1 pseudogene is annotated in these 630 nt (G+C 25.1%); it reads right to left on the reverse strand.

The window, feature by feature from the left end:
* Positions 1 to 615 (reverse strand): annotated as a pseudogene (locus SORDD16_RS09935) (DUF2971 domain-containing protein); the annotation flags it as partial.
* Positions 616 to 630: the final 15 nt, after the last annotated feature.

Here is a 630-nt window from a genome sequence, read left to right on the forward strand (position 1 = left end):
CTGATTGAATAATCTCTCATACCTCTCAAAAGTCTCATCTTTTATAAACTTTTGAAATATGGTCGTAACTGAATTATCTTCAGAAAAATTTCCAATATTCAAATTTTCATCAATTTCTTTGAGCCATTGATTTAAATTAATAATTTCCGCACTTTTTGTTATTCCGTCATTTCTTAATAAAGCATACTTCACTCCTTCATTCTCTTTAATTTCGTCAGGTAAAGCTATAACTGTCAAGTCTCGAAATACTTGCAAAAATTTCTTATAATAATCTGAATCTAGATTATACAAATTTTGATAAAAAGAAATATCCTGAGCTAATGAATAATACATCTCATTTAAGGACTCTATTTGAGCATTACTATCAAGAATATAAAAATTATTTTCTAATATATCATTATCTCGTTGAAAGAAGAGAAATTTTCTTTCTTTTTGGTCTTCTATTTTAGGATGATAAATTCTATAGTTCCCCAAAAATATCTCTTCCAAATTTTGATTATAATAGCAAACAGTATACGTTATCACATAATTATAATCATTCCAATCATTTAAATAGAATACAAAAGTATCTACATCTTTTTCTTTTTTCAAAATTATTATGATAAAGATCATCATCCCAATTTATCTTAA

Source organism: Streptococcus oralis, from assembly GCF_001578945.1.
In the GTDB taxonomy this organism is placed as follows: Bacteria; Bacillota; Bacilli; order Lactobacillales; family Streptococcaceae; genus Streptococcus; species Streptococcus oralis_Q.